The organism is Pseudomonas sp. B111 (assembly GCF_026428275.1).
GTDB lineage: Bacteria > Pseudomonadota > Gammaproteobacteria > Pseudomonadales > Pseudomonadaceae > Pseudomonas > Pseudomonas aeruginosa.
In genome coordinates, this window is record NZ_CP097857.1 from 5,478,078 (window position 1) to 5,500,547 (window position 22,470).

General features: G+C 69.6%; 19 protein-coding genes. 5 read left to right on the forward strand and 14 right to left on the reverse strand.

From position 1 onward, the window contains the following. Window positions 1-88 precede the first annotated feature (88 nt). Window positions 89-322 carry a DUF1161 domain-containing protein gene (locus tag M6E97_RS25350; RefSeq protein ID WP_003083610.1) on the forward strand — a complete coding sequence of 78 codons (234 nt, stop codon included), beginning with the start codon at window positions 89-91 and terminating at the stop codon, window positions 320-322. Window positions 323-333: 11 nt separating this feature from the next. On the opposite strand, the gene M6E97_RS25355 is transcribed toward M6E97_RS25350, so the two are convergent. Further along, window positions 334-771 carry a hypothetical protein gene (locus M6E97_RS25355; protein WP_003083612.1) on the reverse strand — a complete coding sequence of 146 codons (438 nt, stop codon included), beginning with the start codon at window positions 769-771 and terminating at the stop codon, window positions 334-336. A 56-nt stretch (window positions 772-827) separates the two neighbouring features. Continuing rightward, window positions 828-1,244 carry a hypothetical protein gene (locus tag M6E97_RS25360; RefSeq protein ID WP_003083614.1) on the reverse strand — a complete coding sequence of 139 codons (417 nt, stop codon included), beginning with the start codon at window positions 1,242-1,244 and terminating at the stop codon, window positions 828-830. A 91-nt stretch (window positions 1,245-1,335) separates the two neighbouring features. On the opposite strand from M6E97_RS25360, the gene M6E97_RS25365 reads away from it, so the two are divergent. Continuing rightward, complete coding sequence (locus tag M6E97_RS25365) at window positions 1,336-2,463, forward strand: aminopeptidase (protein WP_049311144.1); 1,128 nt, start codon at window positions 1,336-1,338, stop codon at window positions 2,461-2,463. A 7-nt stretch (window positions 2,464-2,470) separates the two neighbouring features. On the opposite strand, the gene M6E97_RS25370 is transcribed toward M6E97_RS25365, so the two are convergent. Genes M6E97_RS25370 through M6E97_RS25380 form a run of 3 tightly spaced genes read right to left on the reverse strand, consistent with a single transcriptional unit; the run spans window position 2,471 to window position 4,687 of the window. Beyond that, window positions 2,471-3,454, reverse strand: coding sequence for a hypothetical protein (locus tag M6E97_RS25370; RefSeq protein ID WP_003114660.1), 984 nt, complete (start codon window positions 3,452-3,454; stop codon window positions 2,471-2,473). Window positions 3,455-3,486: 32 nt separating this feature from the next. Then, a complete protein-coding gene (locus tag M6E97_RS25375; protein WP_003111507.1) occupies window positions 3,487-4,152 on the reverse strand; it encodes an HAD family hydrolase in 666 nt (221 codons plus the stop codon). Then, window positions 4,145-4,687, reverse strand: coding sequence for a gamma carbonic anhydrase family protein (locus M6E97_RS25380; protein WP_003083618.1), 543 nt, complete (start codon window positions 4,685-4,687; stop codon window positions 4,145-4,147). Before M6E97_RS25380 ends, M6E97_RS25375 begins: the two co-directional genes overlap by 8 nt. Window positions 4,688-4,764: 77 nt before the next feature. On the opposite strand from M6E97_RS25380, the gene prlC reads away from it, so the two are divergent. The 3 genes from prlC (at window position 4,765) to M6E97_RS25395 (ending at window position 8,229) form a co-directional block, all read left to right on the forward strand. Beyond that, a complete protein-coding gene (prlC, locus tag M6E97_RS25385; RefSeq protein WP_003083621.1) occupies window positions 4,765-6,810 on the forward strand; it encodes an oligopeptidase A in 2,046 nt (681 codons plus the stop codon). Further along, complete coding sequence (locus tag M6E97_RS25390; RefSeq protein WP_003083624.1) at window positions 6,807-7,082, forward strand: YheV family putative zinc ribbon protein; 276 nt, start codon at window positions 6,807-6,809, stop codon at window positions 7,080-7,082. Before prlC ends, M6E97_RS25390 begins: the two co-directional genes overlap by 4 nt. Window positions 7,083-7,170: 88 nt before the next feature. After that, on the forward strand, window positions 7,171-8,229 hold the full coding sequence (locus M6E97_RS25395) for a PA0069 family radical SAM protein (protein ID WP_003083628.1): 1,059 nt from the start codon (window positions 7,171-7,173) through the stop codon (window positions 8,227-8,229). Between the two features lie 230 nt (window positions 8,230-8,459). Here M6E97_RS25395 and tagQ read toward each other — a convergent pair whose 3' ends face one another. From tagQ to M6E97_RS25440, 9 genes are all read right to left on the reverse strand, one after another. Next, window positions 8,460-9,374 carry a type VI secretion system-associated lipoprotein TagQ gene (tagQ, locus tag M6E97_RS25400; protein ID WP_003083630.1) on the reverse strand — a complete coding sequence of 305 codons (915 nt, stop codon included), beginning with the start codon at window positions 9,372-9,374 and terminating at the stop codon, window positions 8,460-8,462. Between the two features lie 61 nt (window positions 9,375-9,435). Continuing rightward, the gene (tagR, locus tag M6E97_RS25405; RefSeq protein ID WP_003106615.1) at window positions 9,436-11,148 is read right to left on the reverse strand and encodes a type VI secretion system-associated regulator TagR; all 1,713 of its coding nucleotides are present in this window, start codon (window positions 11,146-11,148) and stop codon (window positions 9,436-9,438) included. Beyond that, on the reverse strand, window positions 11,141-12,340 hold the full coding sequence (tagS, locus tag M6E97_RS25410) for a type IV secretion associated ABC transporter permease TagS (RefSeq protein WP_003083634.1): 1,200 nt from the start codon (window positions 12,338-12,340) through the stop codon (window positions 11,141-11,143). Before tagS ends, tagR begins: the two co-directional genes overlap by 8 nt. Further along, on the reverse strand, window positions 12,340-13,059 hold the full coding sequence (gene tagT, locus M6E97_RS25415; protein ID WP_003111510.1) for a type IV secretion associated ABC transporter ATP-binding protein TagT: 720 nt from the start codon (window positions 13,057-13,059) through the stop codon (window positions 12,340-12,342). The genes tagS and tagT overlap by 1 nt, the downstream gene beginning before the upstream one ends. Further along, window positions 13,056-16,163, reverse strand: coding sequence for a serine/threonine protein kinase PpkA (gene ppkA / locus M6E97_RS25420; protein ID WP_033938676.1), 3,108 nt, complete (start codon window positions 16,161-16,163; stop codon window positions 13,056-13,058). The genes tagT and ppkA overlap by 4 nt, the downstream gene beginning before the upstream one ends. 7 nt (window positions 16,164-16,170) lie before the next feature. After that, complete coding sequence (gene pppA, locus M6E97_RS25425; RefSeq protein WP_003083639.1) at window positions 16,171-16,899, reverse strand: serine/threonine phosphatase PppA; 729 nt, start codon at window positions 16,897-16,899, stop codon at window positions 16,171-16,173. Window positions 16,900-16,908: 9 nt separating this feature from the next. After that, window positions 16,909-17,589: a type VI secretion system-associated protein TagF gene (gene tagF / locus M6E97_RS25430; RefSeq protein ID WP_003083642.1), complete on the reverse strand. Its 681-nt coding sequence runs from the start codon at window positions 17,587-17,589 to the stop codon at window positions 16,909-16,911. Next, window positions 17,586-21,119, reverse strand: coding sequence for a type VI secretion system membrane subunit TssM (gene tssM, locus M6E97_RS25435; RefSeq protein ID WP_023518244.1), 3,534 nt, complete (start codon window positions 21,117-21,119; stop codon window positions 17,586-17,588). The genes tagF and tssM overlap by 4 nt, the downstream gene beginning before the upstream one ends. Then, the gene (locus M6E97_RS25440) at window positions 21,116-22,465 is read right to left on the reverse strand and encodes a DotU family type VI secretion system protein (RefSeq protein ID WP_033938675.1); all 1,350 of its coding nucleotides are present in this window, start codon (window positions 22,463-22,465) and stop codon (window positions 21,116-21,118) included. Before M6E97_RS25440 ends, tssM begins: the two co-directional genes overlap by 4 nt. Window positions 22,466-22,470: the final 5 nt, after the last annotated feature.

The following is a 22,470-nucleotide window of genomic DNA, read 5'->3' on the forward strand; positions in this document are numbered from 1 at the left end:
CGAACTGGCCCTGGCCTGCCGCAGTCGAATGCGGCAGGATGCGCTGCGCAGCACTCGGCTGCCAGGCATCGACGAGGAGTGACGGGTCATGAAAACCATCGGGTTGGGGATTGCCGCCTTGCTGTTCAGCGCCACGGCGCTGGCCGCGCCGAAGCCGTGCGAGGAACTCAAGGCGGAGATCGAGACCAAGATCCAGTCGGCCGGGGTGACCTCCTACACCCTGGAGATCGTGCGCAACGACGAAGTCAGCGACCCGAACATGGTGGTCGGCAGTTGCGAGAACGGCACCAAGAAGATCATCTACCAGAAGAACGACGACTGAGCCGCTGCGTTTCAGTACGGCGGGCAGCGGCTGGTCTGGAAGTTCGAACGGGCGACCACCTCGCCGCGCTCGTCGCTCAGTAGCGCCAGCGCCCTGCGCAATTGCGGGCGCACCTCCAGGCGATAGCGCCGGCCCGCCTCGAAGCCGTCATAGACCACCTGCTGGTAGCAGTTGATCTGCACCGGCTCGCCGAAGCCGCCGCCCCCGCCGCCGGAACCGCCATAGAGTTCGTACTGGAAGCGCACCTCCAGCACATGGCGTCCCGGAGTGACCTGGAAGTAGCGCCCGTCGCTCAACCGCTCTCCGTCCAGGCGCTCGGCCAGCAGGGTGTTGGCCGGCGCGCTGCGCAGCTCGACCCAGGCCATCTGCGGGTCCGGCTGCGGCAGCGGTCCGGCGCAGCCGGCGAGGAGCAGCAGCGCGAGCGGGACGAGACGGGTGAGTGGACGCATGGGGCGGGCTCCGGAGGGCGTACAGCTCCTAGCATAGCGCCCTCGCCTTGCGCCGTTCAGACCTTCGCGCAGCGCCCCTCGCGGCCGCGCGCCAGTTCCCTGTTGTCCTGGTCGTAGAGCTTCGCCCAGGGACGGAAGCCGATGTGCCCGGCCTCCAGGCGGTAGCGCTGGCCGGCGCTGAAGTCCTTGAACTTGAGGTTGAGCTGGCAATCGCGCCAGAGCGGGCTGTCCACGGGGCCGATGTTGGTCGGGTCGACGGTGAACTGGTAGCGCACCGTGAGTTCGCGGGTGCCGGGATCGACCTCGAAGTAGCGCGTGCGGTCCCAGCTCTTGTCGTCGACCTCCACGGCGGCGAGATCGGCGTCGGGCTGGGTATCGAGGTCGACCCAGGCGCGGTTCGGGTCGGGGGTGGGCATCAGCAGTGAGCAGCCGCTCAGGACGAGCAGGCCACCGGCAAGCAGCAGCGTACGCATAGAAGACTCCGAAGCTCCTTTAACCCGGCCGCCATCCGTCGCGCCTTGGAAAAACGCCTTGCGTTCCTCCGCCTCGCCGGATCGCGGACCGGTGCTGGTAGGGCGGTGGGCGGTCCGCGTGCTGTGCTATGTTCCGCCCATGCCACGCCGCCTTCGCCATCCGCTTGCTGACCTTCGACTGCCCCGTTGGGTTCCCTGCCTGGCGCTGTTGGCGCTGAGCGGTTGCTCGACCGTCTCCTACTACGGGCAACTGGCCAGCGGCCAGTTCGCCCTGCTGCGCGCCCGCGAGCCGGCCGCCGCGGTGATCGCCGACCCGCAGCGCGACGCGCGCTTGCGCGAACGCCTGGCGCGGGCGGAAAAGGCCCGGCAATTCGCCAGCGAACGCCTCGGCCTGCCGGACAACCGCAGCTATCGCCTGTACGCCGATATCGGCCGGCCCTACGTGGTATGGAACGTGTTCGCCACCCCGGAGCTGTCGCTGCAGCCGGTCACCCATTGCTTCCCCATCGCCGGCTGCGTGGCCTACCGCGGCTACTACAGCGAGGCCGCCGCGCGCGCCGAGGCGGCGCGCCAGCGGGCGCTCGGCGACGACGTTTACGTCGGCGGGGTGCAGGCCTACTCGACCCTCGGCTGGTTCGACGATCCGATCCTCAGCAGCATGCTGCGCTGGGACGACGAACGGCTGGCGACCTTGATCTTCCACGAACTGGCGCACCAGAAGTTCTACCTGCGCGACGACACCGCCTTCAACGAATCCTTCGCCACCTTCGTCGAACAGGAAGGTACCCGCCAGTGGCGCGAGTATCGTGGACTGCCGCCGGCGGACGGCCGCGAGGAGAAGCGCCGCGAGCAGTTCACCGCGCTGGTCCTGGCCAGTCGTGCGCGCCTCGAAGCACTCTATGCCGGGCCGTTGGACGATGCCGCCAAGCGTGCCGGCAAGGCTGCCGAATTCCAGCGCCTGCGCCGTGAGTACGCGGCGCTGAGCCAGCGCGAATGGGGCGGCGAGTCGCCGTTCAAGGCCTGGATCGACGCGCCGTTCAACAATGCCAAGCTGCTTCCCTTCGGCCTCTACGACCAATGGGTGGCGGCGTTCGCCGTGCTGTTCCGCCAGGTCGGCGGCAACTGGCCGGCGTTCTATGCGCGGGTCCGTGCCCTTGGCCAGCTCCCCCTGGCAGAGCGCCAGGCGGCGTTGCAGCGGCTGGCCGCCGCAGCGCCCTGACGCCTGCTCAGGCGGCGAGCTGGTCGGCGTAGCACCAGCGCGTGGCCAGCCGGCCGATCGGCCAGAGCAGCGCCAACAGGCCGACGCCGAGCAGCGCCACCAGCAGCGTATAGCCGATGCCAGCGGGCGCCAGGCCGAGGATCATCAGCAGCGCCAGCCCTCCGCCGACCGCCAGCAGCGCCACGCTCCAGAGCAGCATGGCGACCACCGCGAGCAGCAGCGCGCGACCGGCGGCGAAGCGCTGCAGGCGCGCCGGCAGGCGCGTGCAGACGGCGCCGAAGAGCAGCGCCGCGGGCAACGCCACGCCGCTCAGGTACAGGCCGTATAGCCAAGGCTCGTCGTAGCGCAGCAGGGCGTAGGGAAGGAACTGCATCAGCTTGAAGCACAGCGTGGCGAAACACAGCGCGGCGCCCAGGGCGACCTGCCAGGCAGCGACGCGGGCTTCTTCCCCTTCGGCCAGGCGCGGCGAGTTCACCCGGCTGCCGAGCAGCACCAGCCCCAACGGCAGCAGGCTGCCCAGGAGCAGGTAGACCCAGCTCATCGCTTCGTTGAACGCCATCAGCCAGACGCCGTAGCTGGATTGCGCCGTCACCCACTGGTAGAACGGCAGCGTCAGCGGTGCCAGGCCGATCCCGGCGAGCATGCCGCAGACCAGGTTGAGCAGACCGTAGCCGATCAGCAGCAGCGCCAGCGGGCGGAACTCGACGAGCTGCCGCTTTTCGCGGTAGGCATGCAGCACCAGTAGGTTGGCCGCCGCGTAGAACACCAGGCCGGTGAACCAGTGCGGCGCCATCAGTTGCAGGTGCTCGGAGAAACGCTGGCGGATCTCGCCGATGTCGTTGTACCACTGGATGCCCAGGCTCACGGCGAAGGACAGGCAGGTGACCAGCGCCAGCACCGCGATGAACGCATAGGGCTGGGTGGTGGCGGGCACCTCTCTGGCCGGCGGCTGCACCGGGGCGGTGGGGGTGGCGAAGGGATTGTCGGTCATGTCAGGCGTCCTTGTCTGAAACGGAGCATGGGTCAGTGGGATTCCAATACCTGCCGCAGGGCGGCGAGGTCGGCGCAGTAATGGGTCGGCTGGTGCGCGCGCAGTTCGTCTTCGCTGCCGAAGCCGTAGCCGACGCCGATGCAGGCGACACCGTTGCGGCTGGCGCCGAGCAGGTCGTGCATGCGGTCGCCGATCATCAGGCAATGCTCCGCCGCCAGGCCTTCGCTGTCGAGCAGATGGCGGATCAGTTCGTCCTTGTGCGTGCGCGTGCCGTCCAGCTCGCTGCCGTAGATCGCCTTGAAGTGACGGTCGAAGGCGAAGTGGCGGGCGATCTCGCGGGCGAACACGCCGGGCTTGCTGGTCGCGACGTAGAGCGTGTGGCCGCGTCCGACCAGGGCTTCGAGCAGCTCGGGAATGCCGTCGAACACGCGGTTCTCGTAGAGACCGGTGACCCTGAAGCGCTCGCGGTAGTGGTTCACCGCCTCCCAGGCGCGCGCTTCGTCGAAGCCGTAGGTCTGCATGAAGCACTGCAACAGCGGGGGGCCGATGAAGTGTTCCAGGCGCGCCAGGTCCGGCTCGTCGATGCCCAGGCGGGCGAGGGCGAACTGCACCGAGCGGGTGATGCCCTCGCGCGGGTCGGTGAGGGTGCCGTCGAGATCGAAGAGGATGTTCGGGTAGTGCAGCGCGGCGTCACGCATGGTAGTCCTCGGCGATGTGCAGGTCCTTGAGCTTCACGTAGTTGCCGGCGGTGTAGGCGAAGAAGCCGCGCTCCTTGTCGCTCAGCGGACGGGCCTTCTTCGCCGGGCTGCCGACGTAGAGGAAGCCGCTCTCCAGCACCTTGCCCGGCGGCACCAGGCTGCCGGCGCCGAGGATCACTTCGTCCTCGATCACCGCGCCGTCCATGACGATCGAGCCCATCCCCACCAGCACCCGGTTGCCGATGCTGCAACCGTGCAGCAGGACCTTGTGCCCGACGGTCACTTCGTCGCCGATGCTCAGCGGAAAACCGTCCGGGTTGAAGGGGCCGGCGTGGGTGATGTGCAGCACGCTGCCGTCCTGGATGCTGCTGCGCTGGCCGATGCGGATGCGGTGCATGTCGCCGCGGATCACCACCAGCGGCCAGACCGAGCTGTCGGCGCCGATCTCGATGTCGCCGACGAGCACGGCCGAGGGATCGACGAAGACCCGCTCGCCGAGCAGTGGCGTTTTGCCCTGGTAGGAACGAATGGTCACGATAGTTTTCCTCAGGCTGCGGATGCCGTCGATTGTATTTAAGATGGTCGGGTATTTCCTTAGCCAAGGTTGCCAACGTGAGCGCGAATCCCCTTCTGCAGGCCTACGACCTGCCGCCTTTCTCCTCCATTCGCCCGGAACACGTGAAGCCGGCCATCGAGCGGATCCTCGCCGATAACCGCGCCGCCATCGCCCGCCTGCTGGAAACCCAGCGCGAGCAGCCGACCTGGAAGGGCCTGGTGCTGGCGATGGACGAACTCAACGACCGTCTGGGCGCCGCCTGGAGTCCGGTCAGCCACCTCAACGCGGTGTGCAACAGCGCCGAGCTGCGCGAGGCCTACGAGGCCTGCCTGCCGGAGCTGTCGGCCTACTCCACCGAGCTGGGGCAGAACCGCGCCCTGTTCGAGGCCTACGAGGCGCTGGCGAAGAGCCCCGAGGCGGCCGGCTTCGACGTGGCCCAGAAGACCATCCTCGAACATGCCCTGCGCGACTTCCGCCTGTCCGGCATCGACTTGCCGGCGGACAAGCAGAAGCGCTATGCCGAGGTGCAGTCGCGCCTGTCCGAGCTGGGTAGCCGTTTCTCCAACCAACTGCTCGACGCCACCCAGGCCTGGACCAAGCATGTCACCGACGAAGCCGCGCTGGCCGGCCTGACCGATTCGGCCAAGGCCCAGATGAAGCAGGCCGCCGAGGCCAAGGGCCTGGACGGCTGGCTGATCAGCCTGGAGTTCCCCAGCTACTACGCGGTGATGACCTATGCCGATGACCGCGCCCTGCGCGAAGAGGTATACGCCGCCTACTGCACCCGCGCCTCCGACCAGGGCCCTAACGCCGGGCAGAACGACAACGGTCCGGTGATGGAAGAGATCCTCGACCTGCGCCAGGAGCTGGCCGGCCTGCTCGGCTTCGCCAACTACGCCGAGCTGTCGCTGGCGACCAAGATGGCCGAGTCCAGCGACCAGGTGCTCAGCTTCCTCCGCGACCTGGCGGTGCGCAGCAAGCCGTTCGCCGCCCGCGACCTGGAGCAGCTGCGCGCCTACGCCGCCGAGCAGGGCTGCACCGAATTGCAGAGCTGGGACGCCGGCTACTACGCCGAGAAACTCCGCGAGGCGCGCTACAGCGTGTCCCAGGAGGCGCTGCGTGCCTACTTCCCGGTGGACAAGGTGCTTTCCGGCCTGTTCGCCATCGTCGAGCGCCTCTACGGCATCCAGATCCGCGAACTGCACGATTTCGAACGCTGGCACGCCGACGTACGCCTGTTCGAGATCCTCGAGAACGGCGAGCACGTCGGCCGCTTCTACTTCGACCTCTATGCCCGCGCCAACAAGCGCGGCGGTGCCTGGATGGACGGCGCCCGCGACCGCCGGCGTGACGCCCAGGGCCGGCTGATCGACCCGGTGGCCTACCTGGTGTGCAACTTCACCCCGGCGGTGAACGGCAAGCCGGCGCTGCTGACCCACGACGAGGTCACTACCCTGTTCCACGAGTTCGGCCATGGCCTGCACCACCTGCTGACCCGCGTCGAGCATGCCGCCGCCTCCGGGATCAACGGGGTGGCCTGGGACGCCGTCGAGCTGCCCAGCCAGTTCATGGAGAACTGGTGCTGGGAGCCGGAAGGCCTGGCGCTGATCTCCGCCCACTACGAGACCGGCGAGGCGCTGCCGCAGGACCTGCTGGAAAAGATGCTGGCGGCGAAGAACTTCCAGTCCGGGATGATGATGGTCCGCCAGCTGGAGTTCTCCCTCTTCGACTTCGAGCTGCACGCCACCCACGGCGACGGCCGTAGCGTGCTGCAGGTGCTCGAGGGCATCCGCGACGAAGTGGCGGTGATGCGTCCGCCGGCGTACAACCGCTTCGCCAACAGCTTCGCGCACATCTTCGCCGGCGGCTACGCGGCCGGTTACTACAGCTACAAGTGGGCCGAGGTGCTGTCCGCCGATGCCTTCTCGCGTTTCGAGGAAGAAGGCGTGTTCAACCCCGATACCGGGCGCGCCTTCCGCGAGGCGATCCTGGCCCGCGGCGGCTCCCGCGAGCCGATGCTGTTGTTCGTCGATTTCCGCGGTCGCGAGCCGTCCATCGACGCCCTGCTGCGTCACTCCGGGCTGGTCGGGGAGGCCGCATGAGCCCGGCGATCACCAGGAAGCGCTTCATCGCCGGGGCGGTCTGCCCGGCGTGCAGCGAACAGGACAAGATCCAGATGTGGGAAGAGGACGGCGTGCCGCACCGCGAATGCGTGGCCTGCGGCTACGCCGACACGCTCAACGCCCAGGGCCAGTCGATCCCGAAGGAGCTGGGTACGCGGGTCAACCAGAACGCGCCGAAGCCGGCCAACCCGAAGGTGCAGTCGGTGCAGTTCTTCCCCAATCCCAAGCTGAAGAAGAAGCCCGACGCCTGACCGCTCGCCGCCGACCGGCGGCGATGGCTGTGGGCCGGGGCCCGGTGCGATACTGTATCCATATACAGTATTTCGCCGGGTTCCCCTCATGAGCGCTCCCCTGCCCCCGCGCGGTCGCGGTACCGCCAGCAACCCCCTCAACCGCTTCGCCCCGACCCACAGCGAGGCCTTCGACGATGGCTGGGAGCAGGACGTGCCGCCGATCCAGCTCACCGAGGTGCGCGAGGAGATCGCCCGCACGGTGATCTCCCGCAACCAGTCGCCGGACCTCCCTTTCGATCGTTCGATCAATCCCTACCGTGGTTGCGAGCATGGCTGCATCTACTGCTATGCGCGGCCCAGCCATGCCTATTGGGACCTCTCGCCGGGGATCGATTTCGAGACCCGGCTGATCGCCAAGAGCAACGTCGCCAGCGCGCTGGAGCAGGAACTGAGCAAGCCCGGCTATCGCTGCGCGCCGATCAACCTGGGCGCCAATACCGACCCCTACCAGCCGCTGGAGCGCGAACGCCGCCTGACCCGCCAGGTGCTGGAGGTGCTGCTGCGCTTCCGTCACCCGCTGACCATCGTCACCAAGGGCTCGCTGATCCTTCGCGACCTCGACCTGCTGCGCGAACTGGCGGAGCAGAACCTGGTGGCGGTGATGATCAGCTTGACCACCCTCGACGACGAGCTGAAGCGCATTCTCGAACCGCGCGCGGCGGCGCCCTCGGCGCGACTGCGGGCGATCCGCACGCTCAGCGGCAACGGCATCCCGGTGGGCGTGCTCTGCTCGCCGATGATCCCGATGGTCAACGACATGGAGCTGGAGCGCCTGCTCCAGGCGGCGCGGGATGCCGGCGCGCGCAGCGCCGCGTACATGCTCCTGCGCCTGCCGCGCGAAGTCGGCCCGCTGTTCGAGGAATGGCTGGCGGCGCACTATCCGCAACGCGCCGAGCATGTGATGAGCCTGGTCCGCCAATGCCGTGGCGGCGAGGTCTACGACAGCCGCTTCGGCCACCGCTTTCGCGGCCAGGGACCGTTCGCCGACCTGCTGGCGCAGCGTTTCGCGGTGGCGATGAAGCGCCTCGGGCTGGACCGCCGCGAGGGCTTCGGGCTGGATTGCAGCCGGTTCGCCGTGCCGGGGGCGCAGATGGCGTTGTTCTAGCGTTTTCCCCGCGGCGCAGCATTTCGTATAGGGCGGAGTAGCGGCGGAGCGTGCCGGTGGCGGTATCCGCCCTGCGGGAAGAACCGCTGCCGCCGGGGAAGCCGGAAACGTCGGAAGCAGCCGTCCCGGCGAACGCTCGCCCTTCAGGCCGGCCGGGTCAGCGCGCCAGGCCCCTCAACGAAACGGCGACCCGAAGGTCGCCGTCGCGTTCGTGCTGGTAACGAGGCCGATCAGGCCTTGGCGCAGCTCGGCGGTGCCCAGTCGCCCATGTCCGGGCTGTTGCAGACTTCCTGGATCATGCCCTGGCCCCGGGAGGCCACCTTGTTGCCTTCGCTTTGCGCGTCCTGGGCCTTGCGGATGGTCTGCTCGGTGGCGACCGCTTCCTTCGGCACCTTGGGATTGCTGCCGGTCTTGGGCTTGCTGCCGCCTTTCGTAGTGCTGGCGCGGTTCTCGGCCTCGGCGACCTTGGTCACTTCGGTGCGCGGTACGCCGACCTGCTGCAGGTCTTTCTCGTAGGCCTGGGTGTAGTTGTTGATGTTCTCGCCGGCACGGCCGTTGGCGGCGACCAGCAGAGCGTTGGTCTCCTGCAGGCCGCTGACGATCTCGGCCAGGCGCTTGCGCCCTTCGGCTTCGTTGATCGACTTGTTCTTGCGGCCGTCGAGCAGGGCCTTGAACTGGCTCTGGTAGCAGCTTTGCGCCGACTTGGCGTAGGCCACGCTACGGTTGATCTCGACGGTGCTGCGGTCGACGTCGGTAGCGTAGGAGCCGATGCGCGCGCGGTCGTCGCTGATCTGCTTCTGCTTCTCCATGTAGTAGCCCGCCGCGCCGCCGGCCAGGGCGCCGCCTGCGGCAGCGAGGGCGGCATTGCGGCCGCGGTTCTCGTCGCTGGCCAGGCCGCCGGCCAGGCCGCCCAGGAGGCCGCCGGTGATGGCGCCGGTGATGGCCGAGTTGCGCACCGCGTTATCGGTGCTGCGCAGGTGCGACACCGGCTCGTAGCAGGACGGGTAGTATTCCGCGCGGGTGGTCTGGGCGACCGAGCCGACGCCGCTGCTGGCGCAGCCGCTGAGCAGCACGCCGCTGGCGGTCAACAGGCAGAGCGCGTAGCGCGCCGAGGTGATCAAACGGTTTTCGCTGGGTTGGCTCATTGCATCTCACTCCTGGTTTGATGAACCGCCCGGCTGCCGAGAGGTGCCGGACGGAACTCCTTCAACGCCCGCTGGACGCGAGCAATTCCTTCAATACCGCCTCCGGCTCGGCCCGGTGCTGCTGGCGATAATCTCCGACGTGTTTGACGAACAGGGTCGCGCGCTTGACCAGGCTCTTGCCCAGAACCGGGTTGCGATTGAGTTCTTCCTGGATGCGCTGGAACTGCGCCTGGATCACCGCGTCGGTGTAACGGGTGCCGGTGGCGAGGTTGTCGATGTAGATGGCCAATGCGCCATCGAGGGCGCTGCGCCCGTTGGCGATGGCGCCGGCATAGAGCTGGGCGGTCGCCTGATCCCTGGCTGCCACGGCTTTCTCCCTGTCCTTCTTGAGGTTGGTCAGGCGTATGTTGTAGTTGTTGATCGTCTCGGCGACCAGTGCCGCCGACTGTATCAGGTTTCCGGCGGCCTCTTCGCGCTGCCGGGCGATCAACGAAACGTTACGCTTGAGTTCCTCGTTTATCTGGGCCAACTGCGCCTGCATCTGCGGGTCGCGGGTGGCGGCAATGATTCCGTCCAATTGCTTGGTGGGATCTTGAGCGTCATCGATGGCATCGGTCAATGCCGCTAGTCGGCCTTCCTTCTGCCATTGGGCGAACAGCTCGGGATAGCGCGAGCGCGGCGCGGACAGCGCGCCGATGGCGACGCGGAAACCGGTGGTCTCGTTGCGCTGTTCGCTGCCGTCGGCGGCGAACAGCGGGTATTCGCGGCGCATCCCGGTGAATAGAGTCATCTCGCCTTCGAGATAGTTCCCGCCCTTCACCACGAAACCGCCATATGTGCCCTGCCGGCGTCCGGCGTGGACCAGTTGGAAGGACTCCTGGACCATCTCCGCGGCATTGCCGATCACGTCGAACAGGCCCAGCGGGTTCGGCCGCTTCATCCCCACCGGCAACAGTCGCGCGGCCTGGCCGGTGCCGCCGGCGACCTGGTTGTACACCGCCCAGTCGCCCAGCGGGCCTTCCTGGTCGCTGCCCTCGACCTTGCGCGGGAACAGCCGGCCTTCCAGCTCCTGGCGGCTGACCGCCTGGCCGCCGCGCGCGGCGAACTCCCACTCTACCTCGGTGGGCAGGCGGACGAAGCCGATGCCGCCGTCCTCGGGATTCTTGCCGCGGCCGCTGACCGGCAGCAGTTCCGGGTGATTCTTCAGCAGCCAGGCGCTGTACACCGCGCCGAAGCGTTCGGCGTCGAAGCGCGAGAGGTTGACCTTGGGCAGCCGCGCGGCCATTCCGTCCGGCACGTCGCAGGCCGGCGCCTCGCCCTGGCCGGAGAGCGCGGCCGCCTGGCTCATCACCGCGGCGTACTGGCGGGCGGTCACCTCGTACTTGCCGATGAAGTACAGCATCGGCTTCAGCGGGGTGCCGGCGGCAGGCTTCGGCAGGCTGGCGGAGAGCTTCTGCTGCCAGGCCGGTGCCAGGTCGGCGAGGCTGAACTGGCCGTTCACGTAGTCGCGCCGGTAGCCGGAGATGAACGACTGCTGGTAGCCCGCCTCGCCTTCGTTGAAGGCGTAGCCGAGGTTGACCTCGCGATCGTCGAGGGCGCCTTCGGCGAGTACGTAGACATGCCGGAAGACCATCTCGCCGCCACACGGCAGCGGCAGGGCGACGTCGTCGGCCAGCGGCTTGGGATTGTCCGGCGAGTCGCCTTCGGCCCAGGCCGGCGCGGCAAATGCCAGGCAGGCGCCGAGGGCGAGCGGAAGAATGGCTTTCTCAAACATCGCGTAATCCCTCTGCGGCTTCGATCCGCGCCGCGCGCCAGCCGCCGCTGGCGGCGGCCAGGACGCTGCACAGCAGCGTGGCGAGCAGCGCCGTCAGGTAGTGGCTGGGCAGCAGGCGGCAGACGAACTCGCCGCTCTGGTTGTCGAACAGGTGGTTCAGCGCGCCGGCCGTGGCGGCGTACAGCAGCCCGGCGAGGAACAGGCCGAAGACGGCGCTGAACAGCGCCAGGAGCATGACGAAGCCGACCAGCGCGGCGGTCGGGAAGCCCAGTAGACGTAGCACTGCCAGGGCGCGGCGCTTGCGTTCGACGGCGGCCAGGCTGCTGGCGGCGATGGCCGCGAAGGCACCGCCGATGGCCAGCGCGGCGACGATCCAGAACACCAGGCCGAGGTTGCGGCTGAGGCTGCGCACCTGGGCGATGGCCTCGGCCTGGGTGGCGACCTCCACGCCGCTCGCGACGAAGTGCCGGCGCAGCCCTTCCACCGCGTCGAGGTCGCGGGCGTACAGGCGGAAGCCCGGGTAGATGCGTGCGCGCGGGGTCTCGCCGGCCTTCCCCGGCCAGCCGTAGGCGGCCACCGCGCGACCGTCGCGATAGTCCTCGGCGGCTTCCAGCAGGGCCAGCGGGGCGAACAGCGCGTCGCGGGCGAAACGCTCCTGCGGCAGCACCGCGAGCACTTCCAGCTCCAGGCGCTGGCTCTGTGCCTGGCCATCCATGCGCCGGCCGATGCGCGCGACGATGCGCTCGCCAGGCTGGGCGCCGAGTTTTTCCGCGGCGCCGTGGCTGAGCACCACGCGGGTCGGCCGGTCGGGTTGCGGCAGGCCGGCCAGCAGCGGGTCGCCAGCGGCGCTGGGAATCATCTCGACGCTCAGGGCGGTCTCGCCGCCGCCGCTGAGGTCGGCGGTGGCGGCGATCTGCCGGGTGCGCGGCACGGCGAAGGCGACGTCCGCGCGTGCGGCCAGGGCGGCGATGTCCTCGGCACGGTAGCGGGCGCCGCCGACCGGAATGATCTCGCGCACAGAAGGCGCGCGCTCCAGCCGCTCTGTGAGGGTGCTGACCAGGCCGTACTTGAGGCCGAACAGCACCAGCAGCGGGGTGATCACCGCCGCCAGGGCGAAGATCGCGCAGAGCGACAGGCGCGCCTCGCCGCGATAGTCGGCCCAGGCCAGCGAGAGCAGCAGGCCGGCGCGCATCAGCCGACGTCCTCGAGGCAGGCGCCGACGCTGTCGTCGGCCTCGCGTTGCCAGCGGATGGCCAGGACTTCCAGGCCGGCGGCGCGGGCCAGGCGCTCGTCGTGGGTGGCGACCACGGTGCAGGCGCCGCGCTCGCGGGCCTGTTCCACCAGCAGGCGCATCACCCGTTCGGCGTTCAGCGGGTCGAGCGCCGCGGTCGGCTCGTCGGCCAGCAACAGGCGCGGCGCATGCACCAGGGCGCGGGCGATGGCGACCCGCTGGCGCTGGCCGACCGACAGCGCCGCCGGTTTTTTGTCCAGCTGGTCGCCGATTTCCAGCCGCTCGGCCAGCGCCTGCACGCGCTCGGCGGACGGGGCGCCGAGCAATGTGCAGGGCAGTCCGATGTTGCGCCGCACATCGAGGAACTCGAGCAATCCGCCGCTTTGCAGCACGTAGCCGCAGTGCTGCCGGCGCAGCGCCGCCAAGCGGTCCTGGCGGCCGTCGCGCCAGAGCGCGGCGATGTCCTGCGGGCGTTCCCCGGCGAGGAATTCGAAGCGCCCGCCCGGGTCCGGCGCCAGGGCCAGCGCCAGCAGGTCGAGCAGGGTGCTCTTGCCGCAGCCGCTGGGGCCGACGATGGCCAGCTGGCGACCCGCGCGCAATTCCAGCGCCGGCACCCGCAGGCGGTAGCGCTGGCGACCGGCGCCGTGGCTGCGGGCGACCTCGTGCAGGCGCAGGATCATGGCAGCGTCGACAGCGGCACGCGGTACAGCGCGTCGCCGGCGTCGGCGTCGCCGAACCGGACCCAGTTGGCGACGTCGTTGTGGAAGGTTTCGTAGAGGCGGATCTTCGACTCCAGTTCGTCGATGAAGTCCTGCTGCTCGGCGACGCTCAGCGACAGCCAGAGGTCCTGGGTCATGTTCAGCGACTTGCTGCGGTACGGCAGGCCTTCCAGGTATTCGCCGAGCACGCCGCTCTGCGCCAGGTTGCTGCCCTTCACCAGTTGCGCCGGGTCGCGGCTCATGTAGGCGCTGGCGCTGGCGATTTCCTGGAAGAAGTCCTTGGGCGAGGTCTGGGTGCGCTTGGCCGCGTCGACGATCAGTTTCAGCGACTGTTGCAGTTCGTTGAGTTGCAGCTTGCTCAGCAGCACGCAGACCTGGAACGCCGGCAGCGCCGGGTTGGTCAGGTCACGGTCGGCGGTCCAGGCGGTGACGACCTGCGGCGCGCGCACCGGGTCGCGGCGACCGAGGAATTCCATCTGCATGGCGTAGCCGATGGCCGCCGACTTGCTCGCCACGCTTGGCGCGGCGTCGAAGCGCGGCGCCTGCGGCTTGCGGTTGCCGGCGTCGTGGACCAGGTCGGCGAACACCGTGCCGATCTCCTTCACCGTGTTGCCGAAGGCGTTCACCTCGCCGCCGGCCACCGGGATGTAGAGGTCGGCGATCTTCGGGTTGGCGTCGGCGGTGAGGCTGCGGTACTGCTGCTCGGCGTAGCCGTGGTTGTTCTTCCCGGCCGGGGTGCGCAGGTGCAGGGCATAGATCTTCACGCCCCTGCGCAGCGCCGCCTGGCGGACCTCGGCCTCGTTCATCTGGGTGCGCCCGAGCGGGTCGTTCTTGCGCAGCGCGCCGGCGTCGGTGACCAGCAGCACCACGCGCCCGGCGTAGGGCGACCAGTCCATTTCGTCGACCGCCTGCATGATCCCGGCGAAGGCGTCTTCGTTGAACGAGTGGCTGGAGACGTCGGTGGCGCGCACCTGGCTGCTCAACTCGGCGAAGCGCTGCGCGTCATTGCCCGGTTGCAGCGGCACCAGGGTCTTGCTGACGTATTCCAGGCCGGGGGTCTTGTCGGTGTTGTTGCGGAAGCCGACCAGGCCGAAGCTGACCTTGTCCAGGTCGCCGCGCTCGCCGATCTGCCGCTGCAGGCCGTCGATCACCTCGCGCACGCGGTCGATGTAGGGCTGCATCGACACTGAGGTGTCCACCACCAGGACGATGCCGGTGCGGAAGGTGTCGCTCGCCGCGCCGCTGGCGCCGCTGGCGCCGCCCTGCCCGGCCTGGCCCGGCGCCTGGGGTGCCGTGGCGCTGCCGCCGGGGTCGATCGAAGCGACCTCCAGCAACTGCGCCGGCTGGCCGTCGGCGTCGAAGCTCTCCTTCGAGTCGAAGATCGGCAGCAGGTAGAACTGGTCCTGGGGGATCGCCCGGTCGTTGGGCTCGACCGCGACCACCTGCGGATCGCCCTTGTGGTCCACCGCCTGGGTCAGGGTGTCGCGCGCCGCGCGGGTATCGCCGAGCAGGCGTTCGACCTGCTCGGCGCTGTTGAGGAACATCACCGGCGCGCGGCCGGAGCGTTCGGTGAACTTCAGCACCAGGCTCTGCTTCCAGTCGCTCACCGCGCTGGCCGGCAGCCAGCCGTCGCCCTCGCCGTTGCTGGAGGCGCCGACGCGCAGCCAGGGGCTGCCGCCGACCTGCTTGCGGGCGTACACGTAGAGCACCGAGAAGGCCGGCACCGCGCCGGCCCGGGGCGGGCCGCCAGCCTCGGCGGAGATGGCCGCGCCGGGTTTGGTCAGGACGCGCTGGAACAGCGTCTTCTTGCCCGGCATCAGCAGCGGACGCTCGCCGCCGTCCTGTTCGGCATCGGCCACTGGGGTCTGCTGCTGCGGCTTGTCCGCCGGCGTCTGTCCCAGCGGCGCTGGATCGGCAGCGCTCGGCGCGTCGCCCGAGCCCAGCAGCCACCAGGCGCCGCCGCCGATCGCCAGGAGCACGGCGGCCGCGGCGGCGGCGATCAACGGCGTGCGGCTGCCGCCGGCACGTGGCTTCGCCGGCGGCAACGGAGGCGGCGGGGGCGATGGCGGTTTCGCCGCTTGCGACGGCGGAGGCGGAGGCGGCGTGGCGCCGCCGGCGCTGGGCGTGACCGGCGGCAACTGGATCGACACCGGTTGCAGGCCGCCGAGGTCGGCGGGCGGCAGGGGCGCGGGTTCGGCCGGCGGCGGGTTGCTCGCTCGCGGCGAGCCCTGCGGCGTCGCCAGCGGACGGATCTGGGTGGCTTCCAGGGCGCTCGGCGCCAGGCGGTCGAGGGCGGCGATCAACGCGCCGGCGGTGGGGAAGCGCTCGGCCGGGTCCTTGGCCAGCAACTGGCGCAGGATGTCCTGGTAGCGGCCCTGCTCGATCGGCAGTTCCGGCAGCGGCTCGGTGAGGTGGGCCAGGGCGGTGGAGAGCGAGTCCTTGCCGTTGTAGGGCAGCTTGCCGGTGAGGATCTCGTAGAGCACCACGCCCAGCGCGTAGAGGTCGGCGCGGCCGTCGATCTCCTGCCCGCGGGCCTGCTCCGGGCTCATGTAGCTGGGGGTGCCGACGGCGAAGCCGACCTGGGTGAACTGGGTATTGTCCTCGATCGACTTGGCGATGCCGAAGTCCGAGAGCACCGCGGTGCCGTCGGCGCGGAACAGGATGTTGGCCGGCTTCACGTCGCGATGCACCAGGCCCTGGGAGTGTGCGTAGCCGAGCGCGGCGGCCACCTGCCGTACGTAGGCCAGGCCCTGCTCGGGATCGAGGCCCTGCTGGATGCGCTCCTTGAGCGTGCCGTTGGGCAGGTATTCCATGGCCATGTAGTAGCAACTGCCGACGTTGCCGATGTCGTGGATGGTCACCGTGTTCGGGTGCGACAGCCGCGCCAGGGTCCGACCTTCGCGCAGGAAGCGTTCGGCGAAGCTCGGGTCGGCGGCCAGCGCCGCGGCCATCACCTTCAGCGCCACCTTGCGCTGCAGCGAGCGCTGGGTGGCCAGGTAGACCGTGGCCATGGCGCCTTCGCCCAGCTCGCGTTCGATGTCGAATCCCGGAAGTTCTATGTCCATGTCCGTCTCAGAAGGCCCTGACCACCAGGGCCGTGATGTTGTCCGGGGCGCCGCGGGTCAGGCCCAGGTGGACCAGGCTGCGGACCACCGCATAGGGATCGCTGTGGCTGAGCACGTCGCGCAGTTCGCTGTCGTCGGCGGTCTTGTTGAGGCCGTCGCTGCAGAGCAGGAAGCTGTCGCCGGGCAGCACGTGCAGCGCGGCTTCCGACAGTTCCAGTTGCTCGTGCACGCCGACCGCGCGGGTGACCACGTTGGCGCGCGGATGGTGGCGCGCCTCTTCCTCGCTGATCAATGCGTTGTCGAGCAGCTCCTGGACGTAGCTGTGGTCCCGCGAGATGGCTTCCAGCACGCCGCCGCGCAGGCGGTACAGGCGGCTGTCGCCGGCCCACAGGCAGCTCGCCTGGTTGCCGCGCGCGGCGAGCAGTACCAGGGTGCTGCCCATCACGCTGACGCCACGCAGGCCGGCCTCCTGGCGAACCCGCTCGTTGACCTGGGCGAGGCCGGTGCGCAACGCGCCGACGTAGGCCGGTAGCGAGGAGGCCGCCGGGATGCGCCGCAGGGTATCGACGATCAGGCTGCTGACGAAGTCGCCGGCGGCGTGGCCGCCCATGCCGTCGGCGACCACCCAGAGTCCCGACTCTGGGGCGTCGAGACTGGCGTCTTCGTTGACCTTGCGGACCATGCCGACGTGGCTGTAGCTGGCCGACCTGTAGTAGCTGACTGAGTTGGGCACCATCAGTTGTCCTTAACCGGGTATGCCGGGAAAGAGCGGGATCACCTCGCCCTCTCCGGTGAGGAATCGTCCGAACGCCGGCGCCGGCGGCAGGCCCTGGTAGCGCATCAGGCCGGCGGAGATCCGTGCCGAGCCGCGTCCCCACCAGTGGCTGGCGCCGTCGCAGGCATGCTGGGCCAGCGCGGCGAGGCGCTGCGCCGGGGTCACCGCTTCGCTGCGCAGCAGGTTGCCGCTGATCAGCGATTGTTCGATGCGCGGTCCGCAGGGAGGGGCCGGGAGCTGCGCCACCGCCTGCTCGAAGGCCTCGACCTCGGCCTCCGGTTCGAGGGTGGAGAGCAGCAGGCTCTCGACCTGCTCGAACCAGCCGTCGTCGCCGCCGACCAGCCCGCCGAGGTCGGCGTTCGCCGGCAGCAGGCAGGCGACGGTCAGCGGGAAATAGCGACCGACCCGATCGATGCTCGGCATCACCACCCCGGCCACCGCTTCGCCGCCGAGCAGGCCGGGGGCGATGGCGAAGCGCCACAGCGGGCTGGTCAGGTAGGCGTCGAGCCAGGCCGCGCCGAGTTCGTCCTGGCTGGCGCGCATGCCGCTGGCCAGCCAGGCGTCCCAGGGTTCGACGAAGGTGTTCGGCAGGCCGCGGCTGACGAAATCGCCGCGGCCGGCCAGCTTGCCGTAGAAACCGACGCTGTTCAAAGGCGCTCCGGGAGGCTGAAGCCGGACACGACCCGGCTCTTGAAGGGGTTGAAGGCGCTGCTGGCGCGCAGCTCGCAGGCGATGCTGGAGCCGTCGATGCGCAGCCGCAGGGTGAAGCGGTCCGGCGAGTTGCCGCGTTCCAGGTCCGACTGGTCGAGCAGGCGGAACCAGGCCCAGGGGCCTTCCAGGGTCAGGCCGGAACGGCCGCTGCTGGGCGGCGGCGTCACCGTCAGGCGGACCACGCCGAGGCCGTTGGCGCTCGGCCACTGCATCGCCACCGGGCGGGCGGGGCCATGGTCGTAGGTCAACTGCTGGCCGTCGAGGTCGAGGATGAACTGGCTGATCGCCGCGTCCATGGTCACCGGCTTGAGTTCGAAGCGCACCGCCGGCTGCATGCCGCCGGAGCGGAAGAAGGCGTCGCGGATCGCCGCCGCGCGCTGGAAGGTGTGCAGCACGCCGGGGTTGATGCCGAGCTTCTGCGCCGCGCCGGGCTGCCAGCGCCAGGTGCTGGCGGAGGTGTCGACGTAGGGTTGCAGGTACTGGCGGAAGTAGCTGTCCATCACCCCACCGGCACCGAAGAAGTGGCCGAAGTCTTCCAGGGTGGCGTCGCGCGAGCTGCCGGCGGCGATCGGGTAGCGCCCGGCCAGGGACTGCCGGTAGACGCTGACCACGTCGCTGATCCAGGCCGCGTTGAGCTGGTTGCGCACGCTGCCCATCATGCTGCTGGTGGTGGAGTTGACCACGTTCTTCACCAGGCCCTGGACCACCGGCGGCTGGCGCTCGGCGCTGAGAGCCACGCGCGAGGCGGCGGCGGCCACCTGGTTCTTGGCGTCGCCGAGCAGCGAGTCGCCGCTGGCTCCGGCCATGGCGCTGACCTGTACGTAGAGCGCGTTCATGTCCTCCAGCAGGCTGTCGATCGGCGCCGGCTCGTTGCCGCCCTCGCCCTTGCTGACCAGGCTGTTGAGTTCGGCGAAGTGGGCGCTGATCGGGTCGCTGTCGGCCTGCTGCGGCTGTTCGCGGGCGCCTTGCTCCTCCTCCTGGCCGACCAGCGAGCCGAGGCGCTGCTTGAGCTTGTCCACGGTGCCGTCGGCGGCCTTCTTCACTTGCGCGGCGACCAGCCGGTCGCCCTTCTGCAGGTCGGTCTCGCGGGCCACCGCCTCGAGCAGCTTGCGGAACGGCGAGGTCGGCCCGGAGAGAATGCGCAGCACGTCGGCGGCCTGGGTGACGTTGGTGATCGGCACCACGGTGAGGTCGGCGAGCAGGTCGTCCCATTGCCGCAGGTAGTCCTGGAAGTACAGGCGACGCACGTCGAGGGCCAGGTTGGCGGCATCGCCGGCATCGTTCAGGTCGCGCCCGAGCACCCACTGTTCCTCGGCGATGGTGCCGGCCTGGCTGAGGCTGGCGGTGAGGAACACCTCGCGATAGCCGCGGTAGGTGAAGAAGCCGCTGAGCGGGTCGGTGAGCGGCTTGCCGCTCTTGCGCGCGAACACCAGCGGTGCGTCGCGGCCGGCGGCGTCGCTGATGCGGAAGTCGGGCACGTCCTTGGGCAGCCTCTGCCGCTTGACCCGGTCGTAGACCCGCTGCGCCACCGGCAGTTGCTGCAATTGGCGGCGCAGGTCCTCGACCAGGTCCTGGTCCAGGCGCGCCGACGGCGGCCGTCGTTCGAGCAACGCGTCGAGGTGCGCGTGCAGCGCCTGGCGCTGTTCCGGCGAGAGGTCGCGCGGCAGGTTGCGTTCCCAGTCGAGGCTGATCCAGGCCTTGATGAAGTCGGCGTCGTAATGGTCCGGGCTGCCGAGCATCAGGTAGGCCTTCAGGCCCTCGTAGAGGAAATCGCTGCTGCCGCCGGAGCGCAACTGTTCCTCGATGCGGGTCACCAGGCGCGGGGCGAACACCGCGATCAGCAGCTTGCGGTAGACGCTGGCGGACTCCTCGCCGAGCATGTCGCCCTGGTACAGCCCGTAGCCTTCGGCCCAGCTTGGCGCGTCGCCGGCGAGATTCTGCACCGCGTTGAGCTGTGGCAGTACGGCCAGGACGTCGCGCTGGGCCGGGCTCAGCGACTCGATGCCGCGCGCCAGCGGGTCGACGCGCTGGTCGACCGCGGCGATGTAGCTCTGGTTGGCGCGGTAGCTGGCGATCCATACCGCCGTCACCGCCAGCACCACCAGCGCGGTGGCGCTCAGCGCGCCGATGGTCAGCCATTTGCGGCGGCGCTCGACCTTCGGGTTGGTGCCGACCAGGCCGCGTTCGCCGAACGCCACTTCGCGGAACAGCCGCTCGATGAAGTAGCTGCGCCCGGTTCCGGTCTGCCGCGCCAGGTGCTGGCGGTCGAGGTTCATCGACTGCGCCATGCTGCCGATCAGGCGGTCGATCGGACTGCCTTCCTGGGTTCCGCTGGTGAAGTACAGGCCGCGCAACAGCGGGCGTTCCTCGTAGGGGTTGGGCTTGAACACGCCGTTGAGGAACTCGCCGAGGCATTCGCGCAGGGCGGCGAATTGCTGCGGGAAGCCGTAGACCAGGTCGCGCCGCGCCGGGTCGCGCTCCTGCTGCAGGCGTTCCACCAGGCGCGCGGTGAGACGCTGTTCGAGCAGGGCGAATTCGCTGTCGAACACCGCCAGCGGGCCTTCCGCGCTCTTGCCGTCGTCGAGGGCGAAGGTCATCCCCCAGACCTGCGCGCGTTCCTCGCGGTTCAGGCTGTCGAAGAACTCCATGAAGCCCGGCACCAGGTCGAACTTGGTCAGCATCACGTAGATCGGGAAGCGCACCCCGAGCTGCTGGTACAGCTCCTGGATGCGCGCGCGGATCGCCTGGGCATGGGCGGCGCGCTCGGCGTCGCTGCCCAGCAGCAGGTCGGAAAGGCTGATGGCGATGAACGCGCCATCGATGGGGCGGCGCTTGCGCTGGGTCTTGAGCAGGTCGAGGAAGCCCAGCCAGGCGGCCTTGTCCACCTGGGCGTGGCTGTCCTGGGTGGTATAGCGGCCGGCGGTGTCCAGCAGCACCGCTTCGTCGGTGAACCACCAGTCGCAGTTGCGCGTGCCGCCGACCCCGCGGATCGCCCCGGCGCCCATCTGTGCGGCGAGCGGGAAGTCCAGGCCGGAATTCATCAGCGCGGTGGTCTTGCCCGAACCGGGCGGGCCGATGATCACGTACCAGGGCAACTCGTACAGGTTGCGCCGCTCGCTGCCGCCCAGCTTGGCCCGCTTGAGCAGGGCCAGGGCCTCGTCCATGCGTTGCTTGAGGGTCGCCAGCTCTTCGGCGGTGGCGACGCTGGCGGCGTCCGGCGCGCTGACCTCGGCGAGACTCTGCATGACCTTCGCCGCGTTGCGCCGGGCCTGCACGATGCGCAGCACGCGGAAGCCGATCCAGACCAGGAACAGCAGGACGATCAGCACCCAGCGGCTGGTCGCCGAGGCCAGCGGTTCGTAGTTGCCCAGGCGCAGCAGCGGGCCGAGGAACCAGATGATCAGGCTCAGGGCGAGCAGGCCGAGCACCGGCACCACCCAGCGCGCGAAGAAGTTGAGGAAGCCTTTCATTGCGCGCCCTCCGCGAATACGGTGATTTCCACCCGGCGGTTGCGTGCGCGGCCTTCGGCGCTGGCGTTGGTCGCCACCGGCTCGGTGTCGCTGCGCCCTTCGGCGGTGAAGCGGCCGGCGTCGCCGGTGGTCGCGCCGAGCAGGTCGGCGACCTCCTGGGCGCGGGCCTGGGACAGTTTCCAGTTGGACGGGTAGCGCAGCGTGGCGATCGGCCGGTTGTCGCTATGGCCGGTGACCAGCACCTGGCCCTTGACCTTGCGCAGGGCGTCGGCGATGCGCAGCAGCAGCGGCTGGAACTCGTCGCGCACGCTGGCGCTGGCGCTGGCGAACAGCTCGTCGCCGCGGATGGTCACCACCGAGCGGTCGACGGCGTCCTCCACCGCCACTCGCTGGGCCTTGATGTCGTCGGCGAGGAAGCGCGCCAGGCGTGGCCGTTCGATCACCCGCGGCTGCACCGCCGGGCGGTCGATGGCCTGCACCGGGATCTCGCCGATGGCGTGGATGCGCTTGAACACCGGCTCGGCGTCGGCGGCCAGCTTCATCCGCAGGCCGAACAGCAGGGCCAGCAGCAGGGCCAGGGCGATGGCGATACCGACCCACGGCGGCAGGTATTGCGAAAGGCGATCGCGCATCACGCTGAGGCCGCGCCAGTGCGGCGACAGTTCGTGCTCGTACTCGCCGCGGGTGCTGCGGATCACCGCCGCGGTGCGCTCGCGCAGCGCCTCCAGTTGGCTGCGGCCGTCGTGCATGACCCGGTAGCGGCCTTCGAAGCCGAGGCTGGTGCACAGGTACAGCAGCTCCAGCAGGTGCAGGCGCTGGTGCGGGTTCTGCAGGCAGTGTTCGAGCAACTGGAAGACCTTCTCGCCGCCCCAGGCCTCGTTGTGCAGGGTGATCAGCAGGCTCTGCTTGCCCCAGTCGCTGGTGCTGCCCCACGGCGTGCTGAGCACCGCTTCGTCGAGGGCGGTGCAGAGCACGTAGCGCGCCAGCATCACTTCGTCCGGCGCCACGCCGGCCTGGCGTGCCTTCTCTTCGAACTGGCGCAGGTAGCCGAGCAGTTGCGCGCGCAGGCTGGCCGGCGCTGGATGGGCGATGGTGTTGCGCAGGCGGGTGAGCATCGCCAGCAGCGGGCCGGCGGCCTGCTCCAGCGGGTTGAGGCCGTCGCCGCGGCCGCTCAGCGGCGCCAGGCTGGCCATCGGCGGCGGCGTATAGGGATCGCCGCCGCGGGGGCCGCCGGCCGGTTCCGGGGCGCGGCCGCCGGGACGCGGCATGATCATGGTGCGGTCGTCGGGCGGGCTTCCGTTGCCGCCGCCGGCCGGGGTGCCGAAGGGATCGTCGATGGGAGGCATCGTTG